We start from the raw sequence: 22,614 nt of genomic DNA on the forward strand, positions 1-22,614 counted from the left end.
CCGCCCAGAGCTGTACGTGCGAGCGTTCGAACAGGCGATCAAGGAGCACAAGGACCTGCGGCTGCACCCCGAGCGCGGGCGCGAGTTCCTGTTCGTCGCGCGGGAGTTGTTGACCATTCCCGAGGACGTGCTGCGGGTCGGCCGGAAACTGTCCCAGAACGGCATCGGGAACGAGCGCGGGCGCGACTTCGCGGGCATGGCCCGATTGGTGCTGCCGCGCAACCCCGACGACATCCCGGCGATCGTCCGGCTGCTGCGCGACCCCCGCCAGTGGCCCGGCGAGCGGGTGCCGTTCGTGCAGCCGCACCACGCGGTCGTCGGCCACGGCGGCAACATGCACGGCCACCCGGGGCAGCCGCCGCACGTCGCGGGCCCCATCCCGGACCCGCCGAACGGCTCCGAGGGCAAGGGCAAGGGCGTCGTCGTCGGCATCCTGGACACCGGCATCTCCAAGACCGCCGGGTCCGACCACCCGCTGTGGCTGGGCGGCGCGTTCCTGCCCAAGGCCGACGAGGTGGACCCGGCCTACTCCAGCGGTGACGTGTTCGCGCTGGAGGGCGGGCACGGCACGTTCGTCGCGGGCGTGGTGCGGCAGGCCGCGCCGGGCGTGCGCTTCGACCCGGAGAAGGCCCTGGACCAGTGGGGGCTGGGCACCGAGGAGGACTTCGCGCGGGCGCTGGGGGCGTTCGACGAGCGCGTGCAGGTCGTGAACATCTCGCTGGGCTGCTTCACCCAGGACGACGTGGCCTCCGAACCGGTCCGCCGGGCGCTGGCCAAGCTGCCCCGGACGACCGTCGTGGTCGCGTCCGCCGGCAACCAGGGCACCAACCGTCCGAGCTGGCCCGCCGCGCTGCCCGGCGTGGTCGGGGTGGCGGCGGTGGCCCAGGAGCGGGACGGCTCGCGCGCGCCGGCGTGCTACTCGAACTTCGGGCACTGGGTGGACGCGTGCGCGGTCGGCAACCGCACCAGCACCTACCTCAAGGGCCGGTGGGCGCTGCCCGGTGACGCCGTGGTGGACGTCTACGACCGCTTCGCCTACTGGCTGGGCACGTCGTTCGCCGCGCCGCACGTGGCCGGGCGCATCGCCGAGACCATGACCACGCGCGGCCTGTCGGCCGAGGCCGCCCGGGACGAGCTGCTCGACGGGCCGGTCTTCTTCCCCAATTACGGTGTTCTCGTGGAATAGCTGTATCCGGCGGGGAGGTCCGCGCTCCGTAGTACGTGGAAGCAACGAGGAGACCCGAGCCCAGGAGGGGCCGTGACCCCTGCATCTCCCATCGCCGCGCTGGTCGGCGCGGCGGCGCAGGGCGACCAGCGGGCCTGGAACGAGATCGTGGACCGCTACACGCCGCTGGTGCTGTCGGTGATCTACAAGCACCGGCTGCGCCCGGCGGACGCGGCGGACGTCAACCAGACGCTGTGGCTGCGCCTCGTCGAGCAGATCGGCAGGCTGCGCGACCCCGAGGCGCTGCCCGGCTGGATCTCCACCACCACCCGCAACGAGTGCCTGCGGATGCTGCGCATCCAGCAGCGCACCCAGCCGTACGACCCGCTGTCCGACGAGGAGCCGGCCAGCCCGGTCGACGCGGTGGCGGACCTGGACGAGGAGATGGAGGCCGCGCAGCGCCGGCAGGCGCTGCGCGACGGCTTCCGCTCGTTGAGCGCGCAGTGCCGGGAGCTGCTGGCGAGGCTGATGGCCGACCCGCCGCCCAGCTACGCCGAGGTCGGCGAGCAGTTGGCCATGCCGGTCGGCAGCATCGGGCCGACCCGCATCCGGTGCCTGGAGAAGCTGCGCCGGACCCCCGAGGTGCTGCGGCACCTCGACCCCCGGCCGGTCCGGGGCGGAGTCGGAGGAGGTGTGCTCGGTGAGCGTTCCGGGGTGGGGAAGCGATGAGGTCCTGCTCGGGGACCTGACCGAGGCGCTGGCCGAGGCGCGCGCCGTGCCCGCCGAGTTCGCCGAGGCGGCGCGGGCCGCGTTCGCCTGGCGCACCGTCGACGCCGAACTGATGCTGCTGACCAGCTACGACTCGATCCTGGACGCCGAGCTGGCGGGCCGGGCGCGGGCCGCGCTGACCGCCCGGCAGCTCGTGTTCGACGCCGAGGGGATCTCCGTGCAGGTCGAGGTCACCGAAGCCGGCGTGGCGGGGCAGGTGCTGCCCGCGCGACCGGCCCGGGTCGCGCTGCTGACCGCCACCGGACCGGTGGAGGACACCGGCCTGGACGAGCTGGGGTGCTTCCTGCTCGGGCCGCCCCCGGCGGGGCCCATCCGGTTCCGCTTCGAGACCGGCGGCACGACCGTGCTGACCGACTGGGTCTGCGTCTAGCCCCGTCGCGTTGCCTGCCCGGCGCGACGGGGCCCTTTCACGCCCGGGGCGTGTCACTGGTGCGGGTGATTGCGGCGCCGTCGCGCGGCGGCCCGGCCCTACCCGTCAGTACCGTGGGCCGAAATCCCTCGGTGGCGGAGGCGGGTCGGTGTCCGAACGGGTGCGCTGGGCTCCGGCCGCGGTGGACCTCGACGTGCCCAGCTCCGCCCGCGTCTACGACTACCTGCTGGGCGGCGGCCACAACTTCGCCGCCGACCGGGCGGTGGCCGAGGAGCTGGCCGGCGTGCTGCCGGTGCGCGACATGGCCCGGATGAACCGCTCCTTCCTGCGGCGCGCGGTGCAGGCGCTGGTGGCGGAGGGCGTCACCCAGTTCCTCGACCTGGGTTCGGGCATCCCGACCGTGGGCAACGTGCACGAGGTGGCGCAGGAGGCGGACCCGGCGTGCCGGGTGGTCTACGTGGACTTCGAGCCGGTCGCGGTGACGCACGCGGAGCTGCTGCTGGCCGCGAACCCGGGCGCCACCGCGCTGCTGGCCGACCTGCGCGGGCCCGAGGCGGTGCTCGACGCGCCCGGGACCCGGCTGCTGATCGACCTCGACCGGCCGGTCGGCGTGCTCGCGGTGAGCGTGCTGCACTTCGTGCCGGACCGGGACGACCCGTGGGGCGTGCTGGCCCGCTACCGGGACCGGCTGGCACCGGGCAGCTTCCTGGCCCTGTCGCACTTCACCTCCGACCGGATGCCGCGCGAGGCGGCGGCCGGGGTGGGCATCTTCGGGCGGTCCGCCGAGCGGGTCACCCCGCGTTCGCGCGCCGACGTGCTGGCCCTGCTGGACGGCTTCGACCTGGTCGAACCGGGCCTGGTGTGCACCCCCGAGTGGCGGCCGGAGTCGCCCGAGGACGTGCCGGACGACCCGGGGCGCGCGAACATGTACGCGGCGGTCGGCCGCAAGCCTTGACGCGGGACGGGTCGGGTACGCAAGATCAGCGCACCTGATCATGCGCACCACCCCTCCGCGATGACCGATCCGGCACCAGACCCGAGAGCCCCGGGAGCGCCGCCCGGGGCGGGTGCCGCACGTGCCGACCCGGTCGGCCGGTGGACCCGCGCCCTCGTCGACTCCGCCTGCACGCCGCTGTCCCGGGCGGAGGTCCGCGCGCGGCTGGCGGGCCACTGGGCGGCGCTGACCGCCCTGGTGGACGCGCCGGCGTTCCGGCCGGACGCGGCGACCGCGCTGGGCGAGTGGCTGGTGCGGGCGAACTTCACCGGTCCGGACAGCCTCCGGCGCACGGTCGGGCTGCTGGGCCCGGCGCTGGCCGGCGCGGACCCGGTGCGGGTGGCGCAGGTGCTCGGCGCGGTCGCCGCCGGTTACGCGAACGCCCTGCGCGCCAAGGTCTTCACCGAGCAGGACGAGGTGCACGGGGCGCTGCTGCTCACCCTGGAGCGGACCCGCCGGGAACTGCACGACAGCGAGGCCCGCTTCCGGCAGGTGTTCACCAACTCCGGCGTGGGCATCGCGATCTTCGACCTGGCGGGCGAGGTGGTGGAGGCGAACCCGGCGCTGGTGCGGATGCTGGGGCACGCCGGCGGCGACGCGGCGGAGCTGTTCGCGCCGGCGGAGCTGGCCGCGCTGCGCGCCGCGTGGACGGCGGCGGACGGCGCGGACACCCGGGTCGAGCAGCAGTTCGCGGGCGCGCTGGACGATCCCCTGTGGACGACCGTGGCGCTGTCCGTGGTGCGCGACGCCGAGGACCGGCCGAAGTACCACGTCGCGGTCGTCGAGGACGTGACCGAGCAGCGGGTGCTGCGCGACTACCTGCGCCACCAGGCGCTGCACGACGTGCTGACCGGCCTGCCGAACCGGCAGAGCTTCCTGCCCGACCTGGAGCGGGCGCTGGGCCGGCCCGGCTCGATCACGCTGTGCTACCTGGACGTGGACAGCGTGGCGATCGTCAACGACGGCATCGGCTACGAGGCCGGCGACGAGATGCTGCGGGTGGTGGCGCGGCGGCTGACCGCCGCCGTGGCCGGCGAGGACGCGACGGTGGCCCGGATCGGCGGCGACGAGTTCGTCGTGCTGATCGAGGACTCGCCCACGACGCCCACCATCTCCGCGCTGGCCGAGGCGATCGACCGGGAGCTGTCCGAACCGGTGTACCTGTCCGGGCGCGGCGTCGGCATCACGGCGGGCATGGGTTTCGTGCGCACGTCGGCGCGCGACGGCGACGCGATGTCCCTGCTGCGCCAAGCACATTCGACGCTGCGGCGGGCGGAGAGCGGCGGCAAGGGCCAGTGGGGCATCTACGACGCCGGCCAGGACGCCCGCGACCGGGGCCGGCTCGCGCAGATCGCGGCCATGCCGGGCGCGCTGGAGAACGGCGAGATCGCCATCGACTACCGGCCGGTGCGCCGGCCCGGCGGCGACCTCGTCGCGGTGGCGGCCCGGCTGCGCTGGGACGAGCCGGAGTTCGGCGTGGTGGGCCACGAGGAGTGCCTCGACTTCGCCGACGCGCTGGGGTTGAGCGGTCACCTCGGCGAGTGGCTGCTGGACGAGGCGTGCGCGTTCGCCGCCGCCGAGGACGTGCCGGTGGTGGTGCGGCTGTCGGCCGACCAGTCCCGCGACCCGGACCTGGCCGCGGCGGTCGGGACCGCGCTGCGCTCCTCCGGCCTGGCCGCGCCGGGGTTGTGGCTGAGGCTGGACTCGCGCTGCCTGGAGGACGGTCCGGACGCGGCGGAGGACAACCTGGCCACGTTGGCGGACATGGGCGTCCGGCGGCTGCTGCACGGGTTCGACTGCGGCCTGCGCGAGCTGTCCGCGGTGCGCCGGCACGACCTGCACGGCGTGGAACTGGCCCCGCCGCCCGACGACCCGCTGGCCGGCGAGGCGTTGAGGCTGCTGGTCCCGCTGCTGCGCGCGACGGGCGCGCTGGTGGTCGGCGACGTGCCGGGCGCGGACCTCGCCGTGCAGTGGTGACCCGCGCACTGGTGACGCACGCCGTGGTGACGCGCAGAGCGTTGCCGCGCCTCGGTTCCCGGTGCCGTGGACCGGGTCGCGCGGCGGGTGCGGGTCAGCCGATCGGCTCGGACAGCGCGACGATGATGCCCGCCGGGCCCCGGACGTAGCAGATCCGCAGGACGTCCCCGTACGGCACCACCTCGCCGACGAGTTCCCCGCCGTGGGCGCGCAGGCGCACGAGGACGTCGTCCAGGTCGTCCACGGAGAACATGACGCGCCGCAGCCCCACCGCGTTCGCGGGCGCGCTCTGCTCGACGTCGATGGACTGCGGGGTGCGGAACCGCGTCAGTTCGAGCCGGCTGTGCCCGTCCGGCGTGCGCACCATGGCGATGTCGACCTCGACCCCGTCGAGCCCGACCACGCGGTCCACCCACTCGCCGGAGACCGGCGACTCGCCCTCCAACTCCATGCCGAGCGCCACGAAGAACGCGATGGCCGCCGGGAGGTCGTCCACCACGACGCCGACGTGGTGCATCTGCTGGATCGCCATGCGCGGAGCATAGGACCACCGCCGGACCGTCAACGCGGCCGGGCGACGGTGATGATCTCCCGGCTGTCCTCGGCGAACGCCGAGCGGTCCCACCAGCCGTAGCGCTCGTCCACCCGGAAACCGCTGTCCCGCAACAGCTCGTCCAGCTCCGGCGCGGGCAGGAAGCGCAGCGACGCCCAGCCGACCCGGGGCTCCTCCCACGGCCCGGTGAACGTCTCGCTGAACCGCACCACGCCGTCCACCACGCTCTCCACCTCGTGCGCGACGACGACCCGGTTGCCCTCCTCGTCGGTGATCTCGGTGGCGTTGGCCGGGTTCCACCGCTCCCACCCGCGCACGGCCGGGTTGCGGGTCTCGAACGCGAACCGGCCGCCACCGGTCAGGGCCCGCCGCACGCCGGCGAACTGCGCGCGCACCTCGTCGTCGGTGAGGAAGATCTGGAACACGTGCCCGGTCATCACCACGAGGTCGAACTCGTCCGCGAACGCGGTGCTGCCCAGCGTGCCGCGCACCCACTCGACGTCGTCCCGCCGGCGGGCCTGGTCCAGCATCCCGTCGGCCGGGTCGAGCCCGCACAGCCGGCCGGTGTGCCCGGTGGCGCGGGCGGCGGCCAGCAGCGTGCCGGTGCCGCAGCCGACGTCCAGCACGGACGACGCGGACATCACCAGCCGCAGGTAGAACTCGTCGCTCGCGTCCCAGCCGTTGATCGTGTCGTAGAGGGCCGCCAGCCGCTCGTCCTCGAAGGGGTCCACCATGCGCCGCAGTGTCCCGCACGCACCTCGGCGGGGTCGCGGGGTTATTCCCGCGACCCCGCCGAGGGGGAATCGTCAGGCGAAGGTCGGCAGCCGCATCGCGTGCTGCACGAGCGTGATCAGCGTCTGCTTGGTCGACTGCCGGTTGCGCGCGTCGCACGGCACGATCGGCACCGCCTGGTCGATGGTCAGCGCCTCGCGGATGTCCTCGATCCGGTGGTGCAGCAGGCCGTCGAAGCAGTTCACGCCGACGACGTAGGGCAGCTCGCGGTCCTCGAAGAAGTCGATCGAGGCGAACGCGTCGGACAGCCGCCGGGTGTCGACCAGCACGACCGCGCCGATCGCGCCGCGCACCAGGTCGTCCCACATGAACCAGAAGCGGTGCTGGCCGGGCGTGCCGAACAGGTACAGGATCAGGTCCTGGTCCAGCGACACGCGACCGAAGTCCATGGCCACCGTGGTGGTCATCTTGTTCGGCGTGCTGGACAGGTCGTCCACGCCGACGCTGGCCTCGGTCATCACCGCCTCGGTGGTCAGCGGCACGATCTCCGACACCGATCCGACGAACGTGGTCTTACCGACGCCGAACCCGCCGGCGACCACGATCTTGGTCGACGTGACGGTCGGGCTCGGTGTGCCCGGCCCACCGGGAGCGCCACCGTTCATGTTGCTTCCGCTTTCCCTAGGAGAGGACTCAGCCACGCATGGCGACGTGCAGTTGGGACCTGATCTCCGGCGTGAGCTGCACGCCCACCCGCTCGACCAGCCGGGTCATCGCGTAGCCGATCAGGCCGATGTCGCAGTTGGGCGCGGCCAGCACGGCCAGGCACGAGCCGTCGCTGATCGACATCAGGAACAGGTAGCCCCGCTCCATCTCCACCACGGTCTGCTTCACGTCGCCCGCCTCGAAGCAGCGCGCCGCGCCGAGGTTGAGGCTGACCAGACCGGACGCCACGGCCGCGAGCTGCTCCGCGCGGTCGATCGGGAGCCGTTCCGAGGACGCGAGCAACAAACCGTCCGCGGAGACCACGATCGCGTGGGCCACGCCCGCGACGCGGCTCACGAAGTCGTCGACCAGCCAACTGAAGTTGTCCAGTTCCTCGGCTGCGGTGGTCACGTCTGCTCCTTGCCTTGGTTGCCGGTGTTTTCTCCGTTGCCGAACGGTGCGCCCTCCCAGGGCATCCCGTTGTCGTCGGCGGACTCGCGTCCCAGTTGGATGCCGCGCTGGTAGGTGGCGAACCGCTGGCGAAGCCGGTCGGCGGAGCGACGCGGCGGAGCGGCGGTGGCCACGCCCGAGGCGGCGGGGTTCCCGGTTGCGGACGGCGAGGACGGGCGCGGCGGCGGCGCGCTGAGGGAGCCGGGCATCAGGCGGGCGTTGGGCACCCGCTTGGGCAGACCGGCGGTGGTGGTGTCGTCCACGTCGGACTTGAGCACCTTGCCCGCAGCGGACCAACCCTCGTCGGCCGGTCCCCAGCCGGGAGCGGTCGCGGGCACGGGGGACGGCGCGGGCGCGCGCTTGGGCAGGCCGGCGGCGGTGGGCTGCGGGCTGACCCGCTCCACCTGCTCCGGCTTGTCCGCGCGGACCGGGTCGTCGAGGAGGTCGGCGCGGTCGGTGAACGCGGTCGGCTCGGACGACGGCTCGTCGGGGCCGACCAGGTCGACCCGGTCGGCGAACATGGTCCGCTCGGCCGGGGACTCCGGTGGCACACCGTCGGTGAGCTCGCCCTGCACCGCCGCCTCCGCTCCCTCGCCGCCCTGGAACCAGCGTGACAGCACGTCCTCGTAGATCGGCAGCCGCTGAGTGGACGCGTCGTCCTCCTCCACCACGATCGGCGGGGCCTTGGCCGCGCCGGGGTAGGAGTAGTCGATCGCGCCCTGGGCGGGCGGCACGGTCTCCGCGACGGTGGCGGTGAACAGGTCGGCCGCCGAGGTCTGCTCGACCTCGAAGAAGTTGGTGCCCTCGTCCGCCGGGGCGGGCACGACCTGCGGGTAGGGCGCGGACTCGGCGGGCGCCGGGAACGGCGCGGGAGTCGCGTCCGGGGTGGCGAACGACGCGGGTGCCTGGTCCGGCGTCCACTTCGGGACGCCCGCCAGCACGCCGACCCCGCTGCCCTCCAGCTCCGGCGACGCCGGACGCTGCGGGAGCGCGGGCGCGGCGGGGCGGGGGGCCAGCGGCTCGGGGCCCCGGTGCAGCAGCGACACGGGCAGCACGACCTGGGCGGTCACCCCGCCCTCTATGTCGTCGTTGTTGGTCAGCGTCACCCGGATCTCGTGCCGCTTGGCGAGCTGGCCGACCACGTACAGGCCCATCTCGCGGGCCACCGACACGTCGACCTCGGGCGGGTCGGCGAGCTTGGTGTTGGCCTCGACGATGTCCTGCTCCTGCATCCCGACACCCCGGTCGTGGATGCGGATGGACACCTCGCCGCGCCGGGTCTCGATGGCCCGCACGGTCACCTTGGTGGTCGGCTTGGAGAACGCGGTCGCGTTGTCCAGCAGCTCGGCGATGAGGTGCGCGAGGTCGTTGACCACGCGGCCCTGCACCCGCAGCTCCGGCGCGGGCGCGACCTGCACCCGGGCGTACTTCTCCACCTCAGACACCGCCGCGCCGAGCACCTCGGAGATCGGCACCGGCCGGGTGACCCGGCGGTTGACCGTGGTGCCGGAGAGGACCAGCAGGTTCTCGCTGTTGCGGCGCATCTGGGTGGCCAGGTGGTCCAGCTCGAACAGGCTGGCGAGCTGGTCGGGGTCCTGCTCGTCCTGCTCCAGCCGGTCGATGACGGTGATCTGCCGCTCGACCAGCGCCTGGGAGCGGCGCGAGAGGTTGATGAACATGTCGTTGACGTTCGCGCGCAGCGCCACCTGCTCGACCGCGAGGCGGACGGCTTCGCGCTGCACCGCGTCGAACGCGCGCGCGACCTGCCCGACCTCCTCGGTGGTGTGGATCGGCACCGGCACCAGCGACTCCTCCGCCGCGCGGGCCGGGTCGCGGTGCGTCCGGATGCGCTTGATCGCCTCCGGCAGGCGGTTGCGGGCGACGTCCATCGCGGACCGGCGCAGCACGCGCAGCGGCGTGAGCATGGACCGCGCGACGAAGGCCATCAGGGCGAAGGCGATGATCAGCGCGACGGCGACCAGCGCCGCGTCGCGCCAGGCCGCGCCCCGGGCCTCCTCGGTCAGCGCCACCGACACGTCGTCGGCCTGCTTCTCGATGTCCATCGCGATCCGCCGGTAGAGCGCGCCGGTCTCCTCGCCGACCCGCATCACCTCGGCGTCGGAGATGGACACCTCGCCGGACTCGTCTTGCTGCACCAGCGCGAGCTGCACCAGCCGGCTGCGGGCGTCCACGGCGGCACCGGACACCGTGTCGGAGTAGCGCTGGCGGTTCTCCTGGCTCGCGGTGTTGGCGAAGTCGGTGAGCGCCGCGTCCAACCGGGACTGCGCCGCGCGCAGGGCGTTGACCTGGCCCGGCGCGAACTCGCCGCGCTTCGCGGTGGACAGCAGGATCGCGTTCTGCTGGAAGAGCTGCTCCTTCGCGCTGTAGAGCGCGAGGTTGGCGCCGGAGAGCGGGGTGATCCGGTCGTTGCTCAGGCTGCTGGCCGTGGTGCGGTGGACCTGCGCGAGCGCGCTGAGCACCTGGCCGTAGGCGCTGGCCACCGAGATGTCGGGGTACTTCGTGGTCAGCGTGGTGTTGCGCAGCGCGGACAGGCCGTCCAGCGCCTGCATCGACTTCTGGAACGAGTCGCGCACGCTCTCCTCGATGCCCGAGGTGGACTCCGCGACGTCGCGGTACCGGCCGACCTCCTGGTCGACCTTCGCGGACCGCGCGACCAGGTCGGCGCTGTTGTCCGCGCGCCCGCCGGCGACGAACCACACGGCGGCGTCGCGCTCCAGGTGGAGGGCGTCGGCCACGGCGGCGGCCTGGGCGGAGAGCTGGAGCTCGCGCTGGACCTTGCCGTACAGCTCGACGTCGTCGAGCTGGGTGTTGAGCCGCAGGCCCGCGAGGGTCAGCGTGCTCAGCGCGGGCACCAGGAGCACCACGGCGAGCTTGCTGCGCAGCCTCCAGTTGCGCAGGCGCCACCGGGAGACCTCCCGGTCGGCGGGCGCGGTGGTGCCTGTGCTCGGACCCGGTTCGGGCGGAACGGCGTCCACCGTCTCGTCGGGTTCAATCCGCTCCGGTTCACTCCCGGAGGCGTGGTCGTCGTGACCGCGCACCGTCAGCACACTCCCCAGCCCCCCAGCCAGTAAACGACACGTCCTTGCAAACCCGGTGGATCTTGGTGGAAAATCCCCGGAAGTCATACCGCCGTTCGGACCAGGACGCAGGTGTTTTGCAAATCAACCATTGTCCCGCACCTCGCGGCGCAACGGGCTAAACGATCGCTAAGCCGCGGCCACACCATTTCACGTCGCCGGTCGAACGCCGAAACCGGGGGAGCCCGTCGCCGGACTCCCCCGGCGACCGGGTCAGCTGCCCGACGCCGCCACGAGCATCGGCTTGACGTCGAACTCCTTCTCCAGCAGGCCGTAGGTCTTCATCAGGGTCGCCACCCGCTGCAACCGGGTCGCGTCGAGCGTGGTGGGGAACTCGCCGAAGTGGACCAGGCTCGCCGTTTCCTTGTCGACCTTGGCGTACTCGACCAGCAGCGGCTCGACCGTGGGGCGGTCGGCCGCGTCGCGCTGGCCCTTGGTCAGCGCGCGCTGGAACGCGGCGACGGTGTTCGGGTTCTCCTTGGCGAACTTGCCGGTCGTGCCGTAGCCCGCGACCGGGATGCCGTCCGTCGGGCCGGACGCGGCGTCGAGCACCGTGATCGCGCCGATCGAGCGCTGCGCCTTGCTGATGAACGGCTCCACCATGAACGCGGCGTCGACGGTCTTGTTCTGCAGCGCGGCCTGCATGTCCGGGAACGGGAACTCCTTGAAGGTCACCGACTTGGGGTCGACGTCGTTGGCCTCCAGGGTCGCCTTCGCGGTCAGCTCGGCGATGTTCTTGAACGTGTTGATCGCGATCGTCTTGCCGGCCAGGTCCTTCGGCGACTTGATGGTCGAGTCCGGGCCGGTCAGGATCAGGAACATCTCGGGCTTGGCCTGGTAGCCGTCGTTGATCAGCTTGAGGCCGTCGACGCCCTTGGCCACGTCCTTGGCCTGCGCGGCGAAGAACGAGACCCAGTTGCCGAACGTGATGTCCAGCTCGCCGTTCACCAGACCCGGGATGGCCGCGGCACCACCCTGGATCGAGACCGGCTCCACTTCGAGGCCCTCGTCCTTGAAGTAGCCCTTCTTGATGGCGACGTGCACCGAGGCCACGTCGAGGATCGGCAGCAGACCAAGCTTGATCTTGGTCTTCTCGACCTTGCCCGGGGCGGCTGCGCCGTCCGCCGGCTTGTCCGAGGAACCGCCGAGCAGACCACAGCCGGAGACCACGGCGAGCATCGCGAGCGCGGTCAGTCCGCCGAGGATCCTTCTTGCCGAGAGGCCGACTCTACGAGTCATGGGGGGCATCTCCTGTTGGAGTGGCGACATTGCGGGGGCAGGATGCACGGGCGACATGTGGTCAGTGCAAACCACTCAAAGTGACTTTGGTGGTTCGACAAGGCCCCAGTCGACCGACACTCGAAGGCTGATCCACTACCTTCGGTGAGCATCTTTGCACAGGCTGTCCAGAGGTTGGGGTACGCGGTGAGCGATCTTGATGGGGAATGGGCCGGACAGAGCAACCTGCGTCCGGTGGGGATCGTCGGCGCCGGACCGGCCGGGCTGACGTTGGGGAACCTGCTCCAGCAGGCCGGAATCCCCTGCGTGGTGCTGGAGCGGGGTACCCGCGAGCACGTCGAGACGCGTCCGCGCGCGGGCGTCATCGAGCACCGGGCGGTCCGGATGCTGGACCGGCACGGGCTGGCCGACCGGCTGCTGCGCGAGGCGGACCGGCACGGCGCCTGCGAGTTCCGGGTGAACGGGCAGGCGTACGAAGTGGACTACTCGGCGCTCTACGACGGGCAGACCCACTACGTCTACCCGCAGCAGGAGGTCGTGAAGGACCTGGTCGGCGCGTTCACCGACGCCGGCGGCGACGTCCGGTTCAGCGTCACCGACGTGGCGCTGCACGGCATCGAGACCTCGGAGCCGGCGCTGACCTGGACCTCCGCCGACGGCCGGGCGGAGCGGCTGGAGTGCTCGTTCATCGCCGGCGCGGACGGCTTCCACGGCGTGACCCGGCGCAGCATCCCGGCCGGCGCGATCCAGGAGTTCTCGCACCAGCACGGCATCGAGTGGCTGTCGGTCCTGGCCGAGGCGCCGCCGTCCACGCACAAGGTGATCTACGCGCTGCACCCCGACGGCTTCGCCGGGCACATGCTGCGCAGTTCCACCGTTTCCCGCTACTACCTCCAGGTGCCGGTGGACGACACCGTCGACAACTGGTCGGACGAGCGGGTGTGGGCCGAGTTGCACAAGCGCTTCGCGTTGCGCGACTCGGACTGGAAGCTCACCGAGGGGCGCATCACCGAGAAGCGCATCCTGGACATGCGCAGCCACGTCGTGGAACCGATGAACCACGGCAACCTCTACCTCCTCGGCGACGCCGCGCACATCATCACGCCCGTGGGCGCAAAGGGAATGAACCTCGCATTGCACGACGCGGAAGTGCTCGCCGCCGCGTTGACCGCATTCCACCGGACGGGTGACGAGACGGGGCTGCGCGAGTATTCGGACACCTGCCTGCGCCGCGTGTGGCGTGCGCAGGAGTTCTCGCAGTGGATGGTGTTCATGATCCACCGCTCGCCGGAGCCGTTCCTCAGCCGTTTGGGGCAGGCCAGGCTCGAACACCTCATCGGGTCCGGCTCCTCCGCCGGGTATTTCGCGCAAAACTACGTCGGTCCCTGACCACCGCTGCCCGAATCCGGGGGCGACGGGCTCCGGGCGGGCGATTCCCTCGCGGAATCGCCCGCCGCGCGCGGTGCGCGACCGTCAGGAAGACGCGGCGCGGCCCTCGGCCTCGGCGCGGGAAACCTCGGCGCGTTCCGCCTCCGCCCATTTCGCGGCGGACTGCTCGTCGGCCTTGCGGCGGGCGCGCAGCTCACCCGAGCCCTTGCCGACGTTCAACAGCCGCGCCACCTCGGCGCGCAGCGCCACGAATTCCTCGGACTCGCGCGTGGTGATCTGGTCGCGCGGCTCGGGCAGCCGCACCGGCAGGTCCGCCACCACCGAGGCGGGCGACCCGGACAGCACCAGGATGCGGTCGCCCAGGTACACGCTCTCGTCGATGTCGTGGGTGACCACCAGCACCGTCGTGTCGTGCTCCGCCTTCACCCGCAGCAGCAGGTCCTCCAGCTCGAACCGGGTCTGCGCGTCCACCGACGCGAACGGCTCGTCCATCAGCAGCAGGGCGGGCCGGTAGGCCAGCGCCCGCGCGATCGCCACCCGCTGCTGCATCCCCCCGGAGAGCTGCCACGGGTACTTGCGGTGCGCCTTGGACAGTCCCACCCACTCCAGCGCCTCGGCGGCCCGCGCCCGGCGCGCGGAGCGGCCCAGCGAGCGCTTGAGCGGGAACTCGACGTTCTTCTGCACCGACAGCCACGGGAACAGCGAGCGGCTGTAGTCCTGGAACACCACGGCCAGGTCCTCCGGCACGCCGTCCACGGCGTTGCCGTGCAGGCTGACCTCGCCCCTGGTCGGCCGGACCAGGCCGGAGATGGTGCGCAGCAGCGTGGACTTGCCGCAGCCGGACGGGCCGACCACGCAGACCAGCTCACCCGGCCCGACGGTGAACGAGAGGTCGGCGATGGCGGTGTGCGAACCGTCCTTCGCCTGGTAGGTATGGCCGAGGTCGGCCACGGACAACATCGCGGTCATGTCAAGCCTCCACCGTCGCGGGGGTGCGCTCCCGCTTCGGCTGCCACGACAGGGCGCGGCGCTCGAAGGCGAGGAGCACGGTGTTGAGGGCGTAGCCGAGGACTCCCAGCAGGACGATCCCGGCCCACATGTCGGGGAAGTCGAACTCCCGTTGGGCGACGAGGAGTTGCGACCCGATCCCGTTGTCGGTGCCGACCAGCTCCGAGACGACCATGAGCACCAGGGACAGCGACAGGCTGACCCGGAGACCGGCGAAGATCTTCGGTGCGGCGGCCGGCAGGACGACGCCGAGGACCCACTGGAACTTCGGGATGCGGAACACCGCCGAGGTCTCGGACTTGGTCGCGTCGACGGAGCGGGCGCCGTCGACGCTGTTGAGCAGGATGGGCCACAGCACGCCGAACACGATCGTGGCGAGCTGCATCTGCGTGCCGACGCTGAACACCAGCAGGAACACCGGGACCAGCGCGGGCGGGGGGATGGAGCGCAGGAACGTCAGCAGCGGCCCGGCGTACTGCAGTGCCGTCGCGGAGCGGCCGAGCGCGACACCGAGCGCGACGCCGATCAGGGCGGCGATGCCCCACCCGGCGGACAGCCGGCCGATGCTCGGCAGGACGTGCTCGAACACCGCGTCGGTGAGGAACAGCCGGTCCGCCGGGCCCGACAGCCACAGCTCCCACGCCGCCCCGGCGATCACCGTGGGACGCGGGAAGAACGGGTCGTCGGCCAGCAGGGTCAGCAGCTCCCAGGCCACGACGAGGCCCGCGAACACCGCCCAGCGCTGCACGAAGCGGGTCACGACCGCCCCCCGGTGACCGTGCTCCAGGCGACCCAGCGGCGCTGGGCGCGTTCCAGGCCCTCGTTGACCGCGAACCCGATCACGCCCGCCACCACGGTCCCGGCGAGGACCAGGTCCATCCGGCCGGCGCCGCTGCGCGCGTTCATGATGAACTGCCCGAGCCCGCCGCCGGAGCCGCCCGCCAGCAGTTCCACGCTGACCAGCACGACCAGGCAGGTCGTGGCGGCCAGCCGGATCCCGGTCAGGACGAACGGCAGGGAGCTGGGCAGCGCCACGGAGAACAGCACCCGCGCGCGGCCGGTGCCGAACACCCGGGCGGTCTCCACGAGCAGGGGGTCCAGCTCGTCGAGCGCGTAGATGGTGTTGAACAGGATGGGCCACACCGCCGCGTACACGGCGAGCGTGATCTTCATCTCCGGCCCGATGCCGAGCACCAGGATGGCCAGCGGGATCAGCGCGACGGACGGGATCGGCCGCAGGAACTCGACCACCGCCCGGGTCGCGTGCCGCACCGACGGGATGCTGCCCAGCACCAGTCCCAAGGGGACGGCGATGCCGGTGGACAGTCCCACCGCGATCAGCAGCGCCAGCACGGTGGCGACCACGTCGCGCGCGAACGCCTGGTCGCCCAGCAGCCCGGCTAACTCGACACCCACCACCGAAGGTGGCGGCAGGTACTCCTCGGAAACCAACCGCGACCGGCCGAACAGCTCCCAGACGACGAGGAACCCGGCCACACCGAGCAGCCCTCGGGTGAGCGCACGCACGCGCAACGCCTACTTCCCGTTGATCAACGCCAGCCGACGCGGCTCAATCTAGAGAGTCGGCACCCGCCGCGACAATGAGTGCACGGGAAATCACTGTCACGAATATTCACCGGTCCAGGGGCCGGCCGGCAGCGGTCCCGGACGCCGGGGAGCGGGCCGCCGGGGGTCGCGGGGGGCGGAACGGCAGGTCCGCGATGTGCGCGCGCCCTCGCCGGCGGTCACCGTGGGTGGTGTCGCCACGCGAGGCCACGCCCCGATCGGGCATCAAGTCAGGGGTGCGCGACGGCGGGCCGTTGCGAGCGATCAGACGGCACCGGGCCGTTGCGAGCTACAGGGGCACCGGGCCGCGCGGGCTGTCACGCGCGGTCCACAGCGGAACGGTGGACCACGTGGTCCACGGCGACGCGCCGGGGTGTCCGGTCCGGACACCCCGGCGCGGGACTACATGCCGACTGCCTTGTACAGCGAGCCGACTTCCTGGCGGTTGAGCACCCGCATCGAGCCGGGGCGCTGGTTGCCGAGCTGGACCTCGCCCACGGCGGTGCGCACCAGGTGCTCCACCGGGTGGCCGACGGCCTCCAGCAGCCGGCGCACGATGTGCTTGCGGCCCTCGTGGATCACGACCTGGACCAGCGCCCGGCCGGGCGCGGAGGAGACCAGCTTGAACGAGTCGACCTTGACCGGCCCGTCCTCCAGCTCGATGCCCGCGCGCAGCCGCTTGCCGACGTCCTTGGCCACCGGGCCCGGCACCTCGGCCAGGTAGGTCTTGGACACGCCGTAGGACGGGTGCATCAGGCGGTGCGCCAGGTCGCCGTCGTTGGTCAGCAGCAGCAGGCCCTCGGTCTCGGCGTCCAGCCGCCCGACGTGGAACAGCCGCTCCTTGCGGTTGTGCAGGTAGTCGCCGACGCACGGGCGGTGCGCGTCGTCGTGCATCGTGGACAGCACGCCGCGCGGCTTGTTCAGCACGAGCGTGACCACGTCGTCCTTGAGCACCACGCGCACGCCGTCGACGTGCACGACGGCGGTCTCCGGGTCGATCCGCCGACCCTGCTCGCGGACCACCTCGCCGTCGACCTGGACGCGGCCCAGCTCGATCAGCTCCTCGGCCACGCGTCGAGAGGCGATGCCCGCCTTGGCGAGCACCTTCTGGAGCCGAATCCCTTCGGGTCCCTGGTCAGACATCGTCGATCGCATCCACTTCGGGCAACAGGGGGGCGATCGGCGGCAGGTCGTCCAGCGACGACAGCCCCAACCGCTCCAGGAACAGTTCGGTCGTGCGGTAGAGCAGGCCGCCCGTGTCGGTGTCGGTGCCCGTCTCGGCGATGAGCCCGCGCGCGACCAGCGTGCGGATCACCCCGTCGACGTTCACCCCGCGCACCGCCGCGATCCGGGCCCGGGTCACGGGCTGCCGGTAGGCGATGACGGCGAGGGTCTCCAGGGCGGCCCGGGTGAGCTTGGCGCGCTGCCCGTCGAGCAGCAGCTTCTCCACGAACGGCGCGAAGCGGTCGCGCGTGTAGAACCGCCAGCCGTCGCCGATTCTACGCAGGTCGATGCCGCTGCGCTGGTCGGTGTACCGGGCGGCCAGCGCGTGCAGGGCGCGGGTGACCCGCCGCACGGGCTGCACGAACACGCCGGCGAGCTGCTTCTCGTCGATCGGGGTGTCCACGACGAGCAGCACGGACTCCAGCGCGCCCTCGAACTCGCGGTCGTCGGAGAGGTCCGGCAGCCCCTCCGCCACCTCCTCCGGCGCGTCGGCGGCGTCCGGTCGGACGGCGGTGTCCGGTCGAGCGGCAGCGTCCGGCGCGGGGAACAACCCGTCCCCGGCCGGCTCGGCGGCGGTCGGTCCGGTCCCGTCGGGCCCGGTTGGCGGCTGGGTCACCCGTACTCCTCGTCCTCGTCCCGGGCGTGCGTCCCGGCGTCCTCGCCGCCGACCCAGGTGATGACCAGCTCGCCCAGCGGGTCGGGCTGCTCGAAGGCCAGCACCCTCTCCCGGTACAGCTCCAGCAGCGCGAGGAACCGGGCCACGACCTCCATGGTCTCCGTGCACTCGGCGACCACCTCGGCGAAGGTGGTGGTGCCGCGCGCGGCGAGCAGCTCCCGCAGCAGCGAGGCGTGCTCGCGCACCGACACCCGGTGCTGGTGGACGTGGTCGGTGGAGATCGTGCGGACCGGCCGGGGCCGGAAGACGGCGGCGGCGATCTCGGCGAAGCGCCGGGCGTCCACCCCGAGCATCACCTCGGGCAGCAGGCCCTCGTAGCGCTCCTCCAGCGCGACCGACCGGGGGTAGCGCCGGTACGCGCCCTGCTCCAGCTCGCCGAACAGCGCCGCGACCTGCTTGTACGCCCGGTACTGGAGCAGCCGCGCGAACAGCAGGTCCCGCGCCTCCAGCAGTGCGAGGTCGTCCTCGTCCTCGACGTCGCCGGCGGGCAGCAGCCGGGCCGCCTTCAGGTCGAGCAGGGTGGCGGCGATGACCAGGAACTCGGTGGTCTCGTCCAGGTCCCAGCCGTCGCCCAGGGCCCGGATGTGCGCGATGAAGTCGTCGGTGACCCGGTGCAGCGCCACCTCGGTGACGTCCAGCGTGTGCTGCGAGATGAGCTGGAGCAGCAGGTCGAACGGGCCCTCGAAGTTGGTCAGCTTGACCGTGAAGCGGCCGTCCGCGACGGGTACGTCGGTCGGGGGCTCGGCTGCGGTCCCGGTCGGGGCGGCATCGCCGGTCACCGCTCGCGCAACCTGCGGACCAGCAGCGAGTCCCCGCCGTGCTCCTCCAGGTCGTCGAGCACCACGGCGATGGCCTCGCGCACCACCCGGCCCCGGTCGACGGCGAGGCCGTGCTCGCCGCGCAGCTCCAGCCGGGCGTGCTCCAGCGCGAGCAGCTCCTCGTCCGACACGTACACGGTGATCTTGGTCGAGTGCTTCTGCCGGCCGGTGCCCCGGCGCGGGGCCTGCTCGGGCTCCGCCGGCTGCGCGGGCACGGCGTCGAGGGCCGAGGGGCTGGTGAGGCGGAACAGTTCGGACGCGCCCGGCAGTGATGGGCGTCGGGTCACCGGGCGATCACCTCGCGCGCCAGCGCGCGGTACGCCTTGGCGCCCGCCGAGCGCGGCGCCCACCGGGTGATCGGCTCGCCGGCCACGGTCGTCTCCGGGAACCGGACGGTGCGGTTGATCACCGTGTCGAACACGACGTCGCCGAACGCCTCGACCACCCGCGCCATGACCTCGCGGGAGTGCAGGGTGCGCGGGTCGTACATGGTGGCCAGTATCCCGGTGATCTCCAGCTTCGGGTTCAACCGCTCCCTGACCTTCTCGATGGTGTCTATCAACAGGGCGACCCCGCGCAGGCTGAAGAACTCGCACTCCAGCGGGATGAGCACGCCGTCGGCCGCCGCGAGGGCGTTGACCGTGAGCAGGCCGAGCGACGGCTGGCAGTCGACCAGCACGTAGTCGTAGTGGTCGATGACCGGGCGCAGGGTGCGGACCAGGGTGTGCTCGCGCCCGACCTCGGACACGAGCTGGATCTCCGCCGCCGACAGGTCGATGTTGCTGGGCAGCAGGTCCATGCCCTCGACGGGGGTGCGCATGATCACGTCGCGGACGGTCACGTCGCGTTCCATGATCACGTTGTAGATGGTCTGGTCGAGCTGGTGGGGGTGCACGCCCAGGCCGACCGACAGCGCGCCCTGCGGGTCGAAGTCGACCAGCAGCACGCGGCGGCCGTACTCGGTCAGCGCCGCGCCGAGGTTGATCGTGGACGTGGTCTTGCCGACCCCGCCCTTCTGGTTGCAGACGGCCAGGATGCGGGCCGGTCCGTGGTGGGCGACCAGGGGTGGTTCGGCCACGAAGCGCAGGGGTCGTCCGGTGGGGCCTATCTCGCCCACCGCCTGCTCCGCGGCGTCCTCGTCGGCCGGCGCGGCGTGCGGGGCGAGGCTCAGTTCGACCGACGCCCTCGGCACACCGGACGGTGGCGCGGGCGGCGGAGGGCCGCCCCACGGGCCCGCGTGTTCCGGTGTCGACATCGCCTTCCCGATTCCTAGTCCTCTGCCTGGGCGCAGCCTAAGCACACCGCCGGCACCCGGCAACGCGCCTCGCCGTAGCGCGGGCGCGGGAGTTCTCACCGCGCGAGCGCGGTCCGGTCCGCCGCCTTGAGCACCACGTCGAGCAGGCCCGGGAACAGCGCGTCCAGGTCCTCCCGGCGCAGCGACACCCACCGCTGGTTGCCGCACGCCCTGGTCCGGGTGATGCCCGCCTCGCGCAGCACCCGCAGGTGCTGCGACAGCGTCGACTTGGCCACGTCCACCGCGAGCGCCCCGCAGCAGCGCTCGCCGGCCGACTCGACCTGGAGCACGACGGCCAGCCTGGTGGGGTCGCTCAGCGCGTGCAGCACCGCGCCGAGCTCGATGTCGGTGGGTCCCGGCTCGTCGATGTTCGGCACCGGCACGGCTCCTCCAGCTTGTCGCGTCCGGGGTGGGGCTTGTGTTCTACGTGGTCGGCTGCGGGATGTCACCCCCTCGAAATGTCACCCGAAAGGCTGACGTCCGAGCGTGGTGGCCCACAGTACTCGCGGATGCCTCACGTTCCTCCCGTCGCACGCGGGTGGGCGGTCGCGTAGACCTCGCGCAGCGTGGTGACGGTGACCAGGGTGTAGACCTGCGTGGTGGTCACCGAGGCGTGGCCGAGCAGCTCCTGCACCACCCGCACGTCCGCGCCGCCCTCCAGCAGGTGGGTGGCGAACGAGTGCCGCAGCGTGTGCGGCGAGACTCCGGCGGCGAGGCCCGCCCGCTCCGCCGCCGTCTTGAGCACCTGCCACGCCGTCTGCCGGGACAGCCGGCCGCCCCGGGCGTTGAGGAACAGCGCGGGCGTGCCGCGCTTGGCCAGGGCGGGGCGGGCGCGCACCAGGTAGGACTCCAGCGCGGCCAGCGCCGGCCGGCCCACCGGCACCAGCCGCTGCCGGCCGCCCTTGCCGTCCAGCAGCACGGTCCGCTCGGCGGTGTCGACGTCGTCCACGTCCAGCCCGACCACCTCGGAGATCCGCGCGCCGCTGGAGTACAGCAGCTCCAGCAAAGCCCGGTCGCGCAGCGCGGCGGGCGCATCGCCGCCGGGCACGTCCAGCAGCCGCAGCACGTCGTCCACCGGCAGCGCCTTGGGCAGCCGGCGCGGCGGGGTCGGCGGGCGCACGGCGCGCGCCGGGTCGTCGGGGGCGAGCCCCTCCCGGTGGGCGAACCGGTGCAGGCCGCGCACCGCGACCAGGGCGCGCGCAGCGGACGCCTCGGCCAGCCCGGACTCCCGCAGCCCGGCCAGGAACTCCCCCACCAGCGCCTCGGTCACGCCGGCGAGCCGGTCCACGCCGTGGGCGTCCAGGTGCTCCGCGTACCGGCGCAGGTCGCGGGCGTAGGAGTCGAGCGTGTTGCGGGACGTGCCGCGCTCCACCGCCAGGTGGTCGAGGAACGCGGTGATCGCCTCCCGCGCGCTGCGGGCGCTCACAACTGCGCCAGCGGCACGTGCGGCAGGTTGTGGGCCTTGGCCACCTCGGCCTGCACGATCGTGCCGCGCACCGCGTTCACGCCCTTCGCCAGCGCCGGGTCGTCCGCCACGGCCGACCGGAAACCCTTGTCCGCCAGTGCGGTCACGTAGGGCAGTGTGACGTTCGCCAGGGCCCACGTCGAGGTGTGCGGTACGGCTCCGGGCATGTTCGCCACGCAGTAGAACAGCGAACCGTGCACCCGGAAGGTCGGGTCGTCGTGCGTGGTGGGGCGCGAGTCGGCGAAGCAGCCGCCCTGGTCGACCGCCACGTCCACCAGGACCGAACCGGCCCGCATGGTCGACACCAGGTGGTTGTCCACCAGCTTCGGTGCCCTGGCACCCGGCACCAGCACCGCCCCGATCACCAGGTCGGCCCACCGGCACGCCTTCTCCACCTCGTAGGCGTTGCTCGCCACGGTCTGGAGGTGCCCCCGATAGGTGAAGTCGATCTGCCGCAGCCGGTTCACGTTGGTGTCCAGCACCACCACCTCGGCCTGCATCCCGAGCGCGATCGCGGCGGCGCTCATCCCCGCGACACCCGCCCCGAGCACCACGACCTTGCCCGCCGGGACGCCCGGCACGCCGCCGAGCAGCACGCCGCGACCGCCCTGGTTGCGCTCCAGGCAGTGCGCGCCGACCTGCGCGGCCATCCGCCCGGCGACCTCGCTCATCGGCGCGAGCAGCGGCAGCGAGCCGTCCGGCAGCTGGACCGTCTCGTAGGCGATGGCGTCGACGCCCGACGCCACCACCGCCCGCGTGCACTCGGCGTCGGCGGCGAGGTGCAGGTAGGTGAACAGGGTCTGGCCGGGCCGCATGAGGTGGTACTCGTCGGCGACCGGCTCCTTGACCTTGAGGACCAGCTCGGCCGCGCCCCACACGTCGTCGGCGGTGGGCGCGATCCGCGCGCCGGCGGCAGCGAACTCGACGTCCGGGATCGCGCTGCCCACCCCGGCCCCGGCCTCCACCAGCACCTGGTGGCCGCGCCGGACCAGCTCGACCACGCCCGCCGGGGTCATCGCCACCCGGTGTTCCTGGTTCTTGCGCTCCCGAGGGATTCCGACCAACACCAGGTCAGCGTAGGTCGACCGGCGGGTTCCGGCTG

23 protein-coding genes are annotated in these 22,614 nt (G+C 72.6%); 6 read left to right on the plus strand and 17 right to left on the minus strand.

Going from position 1 to position 22,614, the window contains the following annotated elements:
- Positions 1-16 precede the first annotated feature (16 nt).
- The 5 genes from AB0I60_RS24640 to AB0I60_RS24660 all read left to right on the plus strand — a co-directional run bounded on the left by AB0I60_RS24640 (position 17) and on the right by AB0I60_RS24660 (position 5,295).
- Positions 17-1,186 (plus strand): S8 family serine peptidase, encoded by a 1,170-nt coding sequence (locus tag AB0I60_RS24640; protein ID WP_360733286.1) that lies wholly within the window; start codon positions 17-19, stop codon positions 1,184-1,186.
- Between the two features lie 72 nt (positions 1,187-1,258).
- Complete coding sequence (locus tag AB0I60_RS24645) at positions 1,259-1,894, plus strand: sigma-70 family RNA polymerase sigma factor (protein WP_360733288.1); 636 nt, start codon at positions 1,259-1,261, stop codon at positions 1,892-1,894.
- Positions 1,866-2,324, plus strand: a complete 459-nt coding sequence (locus tag AB0I60_RS24650) for a hypothetical protein (RefSeq protein WP_360733290.1) — start codon at positions 1,866-1,868, stop codon at positions 2,322-2,324. Before AB0I60_RS24645 ends, AB0I60_RS24650 begins: the two co-directional genes overlap by 29 nt.
- A 148-nt stretch (positions 2,325-2,472) precedes the next feature.
- Positions 2,473-3,279 (plus strand): SAM-dependent methyltransferase, encoded by an 807-nt coding sequence (locus AB0I60_RS24655; RefSeq protein WP_360733291.1) that lies wholly within the window; start codon positions 2,473-2,475, stop codon positions 3,277-3,279.
- Positions 3,280-3,339: 60 nt separating this feature from the next.
- Positions 3,340-5,295: a diguanylate cyclase gene (locus AB0I60_RS24660; protein WP_360733293.1), complete on the plus strand. Its 1,956-nt coding sequence runs from the start codon at positions 3,340-3,342 to the stop codon at positions 5,293-5,295.
- A 94-nt stretch (positions 5,296-5,389) separates the two neighbouring features.
- Here the strand turns inward: AB0I60_RS24660 and AB0I60_RS24665 are convergent, their stop codons facing one another.
- The 6 genes from AB0I60_RS24665 to AB0I60_RS24690 all read right to left on the minus strand — a co-directional run bounded on the left by AB0I60_RS24665 (position 5,390) and on the right by AB0I60_RS24690 (position 12,072).
- Positions 5,390-5,827 (minus strand): VOC family protein, encoded by a 438-nt coding sequence (locus AB0I60_RS24665; RefSeq protein WP_360733295.1) that lies wholly within the window; start codon positions 5,825-5,827, stop codon positions 5,390-5,392.
- A gap of 29 nt (positions 5,828-5,856) precedes the next feature.
- Complete coding sequence (locus tag AB0I60_RS24670) at positions 5,857-6,582, minus strand: class I SAM-dependent methyltransferase (RefSeq protein ID WP_360733297.1); 726 nt, start codon at positions 6,580-6,582, stop codon at positions 5,857-5,859.
- A 72-nt stretch (positions 6,583-6,654) separates the two neighbouring features.
- A complete protein-coding gene (locus AB0I60_RS24675; protein WP_360733299.1) occupies positions 6,655-7,245 on the minus strand; it encodes an ATP/GTP-binding protein in 591 nt (196 codons plus the stop codon).
- Positions 7,246-7,273: 28 nt separating this feature from the next.
- Positions 7,274-7,696 (minus strand): roadblock/LC7 domain-containing protein, encoded by a 423-nt coding sequence (locus AB0I60_RS24680; protein WP_015103904.1) that lies wholly within the window; start codon positions 7,694-7,696, stop codon positions 7,274-7,276.
- Positions 7,693-10,794: a nitrate- and nitrite sensing domain-containing protein gene (locus AB0I60_RS24685; protein WP_360733301.1), complete on the minus strand. Its 3,102-nt coding sequence runs from the start codon at positions 10,792-10,794 to the stop codon at positions 7,693-7,695. Before AB0I60_RS24685 ends, AB0I60_RS24680 begins: the two co-directional genes overlap by 4 nt.
- Positions 10,795-11,046: 252 nt before the next feature.
- Positions 11,047-12,072: an ABC transporter substrate-binding protein gene (locus AB0I60_RS24690; protein ID WP_360733303.1), complete on the minus strand. Its 1,026-nt coding sequence runs from the start codon at positions 12,070-12,072 to the stop codon at positions 11,047-11,049.
- Positions 12,073-12,306: 234 nt separating this feature from the next.
- On the opposite strand from AB0I60_RS24690, the gene AB0I60_RS24695 reads away from it, so the two are divergent.
- On the plus strand, positions 12,307-13,461 hold the full coding sequence (locus AB0I60_RS24695) for a 4-hydroxybenzoate 3-monooxygenase (protein WP_360733305.1): 1,155 nt from the start codon (positions 12,307-12,309) through the stop codon (positions 13,459-13,461).
- Positions 13,462-13,545: 84 nt separating this feature from the next.
- Here the strand turns inward: AB0I60_RS24695 and AB0I60_RS24700 are convergent, their stop codons facing one another.
- From AB0I60_RS24700 to ald, 11 genes are all read right to left on the minus strand, one after another.
- On the minus strand, positions 13,546-14,430 hold the full coding sequence (locus tag AB0I60_RS24700; protein ID WP_360733306.1) for an ABC transporter ATP-binding protein: 885 nt from the start codon (positions 14,428-14,430) through the stop codon (positions 13,546-13,548).
- A 1-nt stretch (position 14,431) separates the two neighbouring features.
- Positions 14,432-15,229, minus strand: a complete 798-nt coding sequence (locus AB0I60_RS24705; RefSeq protein ID WP_360733308.1) for an ABC transporter permease — start codon at positions 15,227-15,229, stop codon at positions 14,432-14,434.
- Positions 15,226-15,996, minus strand: coding sequence for an ABC transporter permease subunit (locus AB0I60_RS24710; protein WP_360733380.1), 771 nt, complete (start codon positions 15,994-15,996; stop codon positions 15,226-15,228). Before AB0I60_RS24710 ends, AB0I60_RS24705 begins: the two co-directional genes overlap by 4 nt.
- Before the next feature lie 441 nt (positions 15,997-16,437).
- Positions 16,438-17,178 carry a pseudouridine synthase gene (locus AB0I60_RS24715; protein ID WP_360733309.1) on the minus strand — a complete coding sequence of 247 codons (741 nt, stop codon included), beginning with the start codon at positions 17,176-17,178 and terminating at the stop codon, positions 16,438-16,440.
- Positions 17,171-17,875, minus strand: a complete 705-nt coding sequence (gene scpB / locus AB0I60_RS24720) for an SMC-Scp complex subunit ScpB (RefSeq protein WP_360733311.1) — start codon at positions 17,873-17,875, stop codon at positions 17,171-17,173. Before scpB ends, AB0I60_RS24715 begins: the two co-directional genes overlap by 8 nt.
- Positions 17,872-18,630, minus strand: a complete 759-nt coding sequence (locus AB0I60_RS24725; RefSeq protein ID WP_360733382.1) for a segregation/condensation protein A — start codon at positions 18,628-18,630, stop codon at positions 17,872-17,874. The genes scpB and AB0I60_RS24725 overlap by 4 nt, the downstream gene beginning before the upstream one ends.
- 80 nt (positions 18,631-18,710) lie before the next feature.
- A complete protein-coding gene (locus tag AB0I60_RS24730; protein WP_360733313.1) occupies positions 18,711-19,040 on the minus strand; it encodes a hypothetical protein in 330 nt (109 codons plus the stop codon).
- Positions 19,037-20,008, minus strand: coding sequence for an AAA family ATPase (locus AB0I60_RS24735; protein WP_360733314.1), 972 nt, complete (start codon positions 20,006-20,008; stop codon positions 19,037-19,039). The genes AB0I60_RS24730 and AB0I60_RS24735 overlap by 4 nt, the downstream gene beginning before the upstream one ends.
- Before the next feature lie 95 nt (positions 20,009-20,103).
- On the minus strand, positions 20,104-20,424 hold the full coding sequence (locus AB0I60_RS24740) for a metalloregulator ArsR/SmtB family transcription factor (protein ID WP_360733316.1): 321 nt from the start codon (positions 20,422-20,424) through the stop codon (positions 20,104-20,106).
- A 137-nt stretch (positions 20,425-20,561) separates the two neighbouring features.
- Positions 20,562-21,473 (minus strand): site-specific tyrosine recombinase XerD, encoded by a 912-nt coding sequence (xerD, locus tag AB0I60_RS24745; protein WP_360733318.1) that lies wholly within the window; start codon positions 21,471-21,473, stop codon positions 20,562-20,564.
- Positions 21,470-22,579: an alanine dehydrogenase gene (ald, locus tag AB0I60_RS24750; RefSeq protein WP_360733320.1), complete on the minus strand. Its 1,110-nt coding sequence runs from the start codon at positions 22,577-22,579 to the stop codon at positions 21,470-21,472. The genes xerD and ald overlap by 4 nt, the downstream gene beginning before the upstream one ends.
- Positions 22,580-22,614 lie beyond the last annotated feature (35 nt).

The sequence above is a fragment of the Actinosynnema sp. NPDC050436 genome, from assembly GCF_040655415.1.
In the GTDB taxonomy this organism is placed as follows: domain Bacteria; phylum Actinomycetota; class Actinomycetes; order Mycobacteriales; family Pseudonocardiaceae; genus Actinosynnema.